This is a genomic window from Dactylosporangium maewongense, from assembly GCF_039531485.1.
Lineage (GTDB): Bacteria > Actinomycetota > Actinomycetes > Mycobacteriales > Micromonosporaceae > Dactylosporangium > Dactylosporangium maewongense.
Window position 1 is genome coordinate 1 of the sequence record NZ_BAAAQD010000077.1, and the last position, 6,682, is coordinate 6,682.

At 69.8% G+C, this 6,682-nt stretch carries 2 protein-coding genes and 1 pseudogene; 2 read left to right on the forward strand and 1 reads right to left on the reverse strand.

The features are described 5' to 3' along the window. Positions 1-92: 92 nt before the first annotated feature. Positions 93-590: pseudogene (locus ABD332_RS60420) on the forward strand (AMP-binding enzyme); the annotation flags it as partial. A gap of 27 nt (positions 591-617) precedes the next feature. On the opposite strand, the gene ABD332_RS59650 reads toward ABD332_RS60420, so the two are convergent. Then, positions 618-848, reverse strand: coding sequence for a hypothetical protein (locus ABD332_RS59650; RefSeq protein ID WP_344516025.1), 231 nt, complete (start codon positions 846-848; stop codon positions 618-620). Positions 849-851: 3 nt separating this feature from the next. Here ABD332_RS59650 and ABD332_RS59655 point away from each other — a divergent pair. Next, positions 852-6,682: amino acid adenylation domain-containing protein (locus ABD332_RS59655; protein WP_344516021.1), on the forward strand; the 5,831-nt coding region annotated here is incomplete at its 3' end.

A 6,682-nucleotide genomic window follows, 5' to 3' on the forward strand; every position in this document is an offset into this window, starting at 1 on the left:
CCACGCGGTTCGTCGCGAACCCGTTCGATCCATTCGGGGCCCGGTTGTATCGCACGGGTGACGTGGTGCGGTGGACCGGCGATGGTGACCTGGTGTTCGTGGGTCGGGCGGATGAGCAGGTGAAGATTCGTGGGTTCCGGATCGAGCCCGGTGAGGTTGAGGCGATCCTGACCGCGGATGAGCGGGTGGCGCAGGCGGTGGTGATCGCGCGGGAGGACGAGCCGGGGGACAGGCGTCTCGTCGCGTATGTCGTCGCGGCTACGGCCGCTGACGGATTGGCCGCGGCGCTGCGGGACGTGGCGGCTGCGCGGTTGCCGGAGTACATGGTGCCGTCGGCGGTGGTGGTGCTGGATGCGTTGCCGTTGACGGTGAACGGGAAGGTGGACCGGCGGGCGTTGCCGGCGCCGGACTTCGCGTCTGCCGCCGGCGCCGGACGCGGACCGGCGAACCTGCGTGAAGAGCTGCTGTGCCTGGCGTTCGCTGAAGTGCTCGGACTGGATTCGGTCGGCGTCGACGACGACTTCTTCGCCCTGGGCGGGCACTCCCTCCTCGCCGTCCAGCTGGTCGAGTGGCTGCGGAAACGCGGTGTCGCCGTGTCCGCGCGAGCCCTGTTCCTGTCATCGTCGGCGACACCGGCAGGGCTGGCCGAGGTGGCCGGACCGGCCACGGTCGACGTCCCGGCCAACCTGATCCCGGCCGGCGCACAGGCGATCACGCCGCAGATGCTGCCGCTGGTGGAACTCACCCAGGCCGAGATCGACCTGGTCGTCAGCCGGGTCGAGGGCGGCGCCGCGAACGTCGCGGACATCTACCCCCTCGCGCCCCTGCAGGAAGGCATCCTGTTCCACCACCTGCTCGCCGGCGGCGGCGAGGACGCCTACGTCACGTCGATCGCGCTCGAGTTCGACACCCGTGACCGGCTCGACGGGTTCGTCGCCGCACTACGACAGGTCGTCGACCGGCACGACGTGTTCAGGACGTCAGCCGTCTGGCAAGGACTGCGGGAACCGGTACAGGTCGTGTGGCGCTCCGCGACCCTCCCGGTGACCGAGGTCAGGCTGCGCGCCGGCACCGGCGACGCGGTGGCGGAACTGGCGGCGGTGGCAGGTTGGGCGATGGACCTGGGCCGCGCCCCGCTGCAGAGCCTCCACGTCGCCGAGGTGCCGGGTGGCCGGTGGCTCGGGTTGCTGCGAACGCACCATCTGGTGCAGGACCACACCGCGCTGGAGACGGTGGTCGCCGAGATCCAGGCCGTGCTCGCGGGCCGGATCGGCGATCTGCCGGCGCCGCTGCCGTTCCGGGACTTCGTGGCGCAGGCCCGGGCGCAAACGGCGGGCGGTCGGCATGAGGACTTCTTCCGGGAGCTGCTGGCCGGTGTGGACGAGCCCACGGCGGCGTTCGGCGTGACCGACGTGCGCGGTGACGGGTCGGGCACGGTGCGGGCCCACCGCCCACTGGCACCAGATCTGGCCGCGCGACTGCGCCGGGCCGCCCGGCGGTTGGGGGCCAGCCCGGCCACGGTGATGCACGTGGCTTGGTCGCGGGTCCTCGCCGTGGTGTCCGGGCGTGACGACGTCGTGTTCGGGACCGTCCTCTTCGGACGGATGAACGCGGGCGCCGGCGCGGACCGGGTGCCGGGCCTGTTCATCAACACACTCCCCGCCCGGGTACGCACCGGCGAGCTGGACGTCCTGACCGCGATCGACGCGATGCGCGGGCAACTGGCCCGGTTGCTGGAGCACGAGCACGCGCCCCTCGCACTGGCCCAGCGGGTCAGCGCCGTGCCCGGCGACCAGCCGCTGTTCACCACGCTGTTCAACTACCGGCACGACACCGTCGGCGGCGACGAGCGCGAACCACTCGAGGGCGTGCGGGTCCTGTACGGCCGGGACAGCACCAACTACCCGCTGACGGTGGCGGTCGATGACGACGGGGCCGGGTTCAACGTCACCGTCGACGCCGTCGGACCGATCGACTCGTCCGCGGTGGTCGGCATGCTGCACACCGTCGTCGGCGAGTTGGTCGTGGCGCTGGAGAGCGGCGCACCGGCACCGTTGTCGGGGCTCGGCGTCCTGGACGCGACCTCGCTGGAGCGAGTGGTGGCCGGCTGGAACGGGCCGGGTGTCGAGGTTCCGGATGTGACGTTGCCGGAGTTGTTCGTGGCGCAGGTGGCGCGGACTCCGGATGCGCCGGCGGTGGTGCATGGTGGCGTGGCGGTGTCGTATCGGGAGCTTGACGCTCGGGCGAATCGTCTTGCCCGGCTTCTGGTGGCGTGTGGGGTGTGCCCGGAGTCGGTGGTGGGTGTGCGGCTGCCGCGTGGGGTGGATCTGATCGTCGCGTTGTTGGCGGTGTGGAAGGCGGGTGGTGCGTATCTGCCGATCGATCCGGCGTTGCCGGCGGAGCGGGTGGCGTTGATGGTGGCGGACGCGGCCGCGGTGTGTGTCGTGGATGATGCGGCTGCGGAGTCGATGTCTGATGCCCCGTTCGGTGTGCGGGTGGGTGTGGATTGTGCGGCTTATGTGATGTTCACGTCGGGGTCGACGGGGACCCCGAAGGGTGTGGTGGCCACGCACCGGAATGTGGTGTCGTTGTTTTCCGCGACGCAGTCGCTGTTCGACTTCGGCGCTGGTGACGTGTGGTCGTGGTTCCATTCGTTCGCGTTTGATTTCTCGGTGTGGGAGTTGTGGGGGGCGTTGCTGCACGGCGGTCGGGTGGTTGTGGTGCCGTTTGAGGTGTCGCGGTCTCCGGAGGAGTTCTGGGATCTTCTGGAGCGGGAGCGGGTGACGGTGTTGTCGCAGACGCCGTCGGCGTTCTACCAGTTGGTGGCGGCGGCCGAGGGGCGGGAGTTGGGTGGTTCGTTGCGCACGGTGGTGTTCGGTGGTGAGGCTTTGGATCTGGGTCGGTTGGGTCCGTGGTGGGAGGGTCGGCCGGACGGGCCGCGGTTGGTGAACATGTACGGCATCACGGAGACGACCGTTCATGTCACGCATCGTTCCCTGGTGGTGGGTGAGTCGGGGGACAGTGCGATCGGTCGTGGCCTGGCTGGGTTGCGGACGTATGTGTTGGATGGTCGGTTGCGGCCGGTGCCGCCGGGTGTGGTGGGTGAGTTGTATGTCGCGGGTGGTCAGGTGGCTCGGGGTTATCTGAACCGGTGTGGGTTGACGGCGGGTCGGTTCGTGGCTGACCCGTTCGACGGCGGCGGTGGTCGGTTGTATCGCACTGGTGATGTGGTGCGTTGGACCGCTGACGGTGACTTGGTGTTTGTCGGCCGGGCGGATGAGCAGGTGAAGATCCGCGGGTTCCGGATCGAGCTGGGGGAGATCGAGGCGGTGCTGGCGGCCTGCTCTGGGGTCGCGCAGGTGGCGGTGGTCGCTCGTGAAGACATCCCGGGCGACAGGCGTCTGGTGGCGTACGTGGTCGGTGCGGTTGATGGTGCGACGCTGAAAGCCCACGCCGCCGAACGGCTGCCCGACTACATGGTTCCTGCGGCTTTCGTGGCCCTTGACGCGCTGCCATTGACACCGAACGGGAAGCTCGACCGCAAGTCCCTGCCCGCGCCGGACTTCGGGTCGGTGGGTGTGGGGCGGGGGCCGAGCAACGCGCGTGAGGAGGTGTTGTGTGAGGCGTTCGCCGAGGTGTTGAACGTTGAGCGTGTTGGGGTCGATGACAACTTCTTCGGGTTGGGTGGTCATTCGCTGTTGGCGGTGCGGCTTGTCGAGTGGCTGCGGGTGCGTGGTGTGTCGGTGTCGGTGCGTGGGTTGTTCGATGCGCCGACGCCGGCGGGTTTGGCCGCGTTGGCGGAGGCTGCGATTGTTGCGGTGGCGCCGAATCTGATCCCGGCTGACGCGCGGGTGATCACGCCGGGGATGCTGCCGCTGGTCGAGCTGACCGAGGCGGAGATCGAGATCGTGGTCGGCACGGTCGATGGTGGTGCGGCCAATGTCGCGGACATCTATCCCTTGGCGCCGTTGCAGGAAGGGCTGCTGTATCACCACCTCCTCGCCGACGGCGGCGACGACTTGTACGCGGTGGCGCGAGTGCTCGAGCTGCCCGACCGCGACGTTCTGAACGACTTCCTCGCCGCGTTGCAACAGGTCATCGACCGGCACGACGTGTTCCGGTCGTCGGTGGTGTGGTCGGGGCTGCGCGAGCCCGTCCAGGTGGTGTGGCGCAACGCGACGTTGCCCGTCACCGAGGTGACCGCCGGCGTCGACGCCCACGACCTGGTGTCCCTCGTGGGACTGTCGATGGACCTGGGCCGGGCCCCGCTGGTCGACGTCCACACGGCCCCGCTCGGCGGCGGGCGATGGATGGCGATGGTGCGCATCCATCACCTGGTGCAGGACCACACGGCGATCGCGGTCGTCTATGACGAGATCCAGACGATCATGGCCGGCCGGACCGGCGAACTCGTCGCGCCGCTGCCGTTCCGCGCCTTCGTGGCCGAGGCGCGGGCGAGCCAGGTCGGCGGGGCCCACGAAGCGTACTTCCGGGAACTGCTGGCCGGCGTGGACGAGCCGACGACCGCGTTCGGCGTGACGGATGTGCGCGGCGACGGTTCGGCGGTCACTGTCGCGTCCGGCGAGGTCGAAGCCGGTGTGGGTGTGCGGTTGCGGGAGGTGTCCCGCCGGTTGGGGGTCAGCCCGGCGACGGTGATGCACGTGGCGTGGTCGCGGGTCCTGGCGGCGGTGGCGGCCCGTGACGACGTGGTGTTCGGGACGGTGCTGTTCGGCCGGATGAACGCCGGTGCCGGCGCGGACCGGGTGCCTGGCCTGTTCATCAACACGCTGCCGGTGCGGCTGCGGACGGACGAGCTCGATGTCGTGACCGCGGTGACCGAGATGCGCGGACAGCTGGCCGCGCTGCTCGAACACGAACACGCCTCGCTGGCGGCGGCGCAGCGGGCCAGCGACGTTCCCGCCGACGCCGCCTTGTTCACGGCGCTGCTGAACTACCGGCACAACGTCGCCGACCGGCCCGAGGACGCCGCGGAACCGGACGGCGCCGGGGTCGTGATCCGACCGTTGCTGGTACGTGAGCGGACGAACTACCCGCTGACGGTGGCGGTGGACGACGACGGCTCCCGGTTCGGGCTGATCGTCGACGCGGTCGGGCCGATCGATCCGTCCGCGGTCGTGGACATGGTGCGTACCGCAGCCGACCACCTCGTGTCGGCACTCGAGCGTGCGTTGGACGGCGGCGCGCGCACACGCTTGTCGGACATCGGCGTTCTCAACCCAGGCGAGCTCGACCGTGTCCTGGTCGAGTGGAACGACACCGCGGTCGACGTGCCGGCGGCGACGCTGCCGGGGTTGTTCGCGGCGCAGGTGGCGCGCACGCCGGACGCCACGGCGTTGGTGTTCGAAGGCGAGTCGCTGTCCTACGCGGAGCTGGACGGCCGCGCGAACCGCGTGGCGCGCTTCCTGATCGACCGTGGTGTGGTCGCGGACTCGGTGGTGGGGGTGTCCCTGCCGCGTGGCTTCGACTTGGTGGTGGCGTTGCTGGCGGCGCTCAAGGCGGGTGGTGCGTATCTGCCGATCGATCCGGAGCTGCCGGCGGAGCGGGTCGCGTTCATGGTCGCGGATGCGGGTGCGGTGTGTGTGATCTCGGAGGAGATCCCGGCCGGTTCGGATACGGCTCCCGAGGTTGTGGTGGTGCCGGGTCAGGCGGCGTATGTCATCTACACGTCGGGTTCGACGGGTGCGCCGAAGGGTGTCGCGGTGTCGCACGAGGGCATCGTGAACCGCCTGGTGTGGATGCAGTCGCGGTTCGGCATCCAAGAGGGTGACCGGGTGTTGCAGAAGACGCCGTTCGGGTTTGACGTGTCGGTGTGGGAGTTGTTCTGGCCGCTGATCCAGGGCGCCACGATGGTGATCGCCCGGCCCGACGGTCACCGCGACCCCGCCTATGTCGCGGAGCTGATCCGTGCTGAGCGGGTGGACACGGTCCACTTCGTGCCGTCGATGTTGGAGGCGTTCCTGGCGACGCCGGGAGCGGCCAGCTGTGGTGGTCTGCGGCGGGTGGTGTGCTCGGGTGAGGCCCTGGGCCAGGCGGTGCGGGAGCGGTTCTTCGAGACGCTTCCGGGTGTCGGGCTGTTCAATCTGTACGGCCCGACCGAGGCTTCGGTGGACGTGACCGAATGTGAGGTGCGGGAAGAGGGTCCGGTGCCGATCGGTCGGCCGGTGTTCAACACGCGCGTCTACGTCCTGGATGACCGGCTGGCGCCGGTGCCGGTCGGGGTGGCTGGGGAACTGTATCTCGCGGGTGTGCAGCTGGCCCGCGGCTATGTGAGCCGGGCGGGGCTGACGGCCGACCGGTTCGTGGCCGACCCGTTCGGCGACGGCGGCCGGTTGTACCGCACCGGCGACGTGGTTCAGTGGGATGCCAACGGAAGCTTGACCTATCTCGGCCGCGCCGACGACCAGGTGAAGATCCGCGGGTTCCGCATCGAACCGGGCGAGATCGAATCCGTCATCGCCAGCCACCCGCAGGTCGCCCAGGTCGCGGTCATCGCCCGGGAGGACACCACCGGCGACAAGCGCCTGGTGGCGTACATCGTCGGCGACGCGGACAGCACGGCAGTGCGCGACTACACCAGCGACCGCCTGCCCGAGTACATGGTCCCGTCGGCGGTCGTGGCTCTCGACGCGCTGCCCCTGACCGCCAACGGCAAGCTCGACCG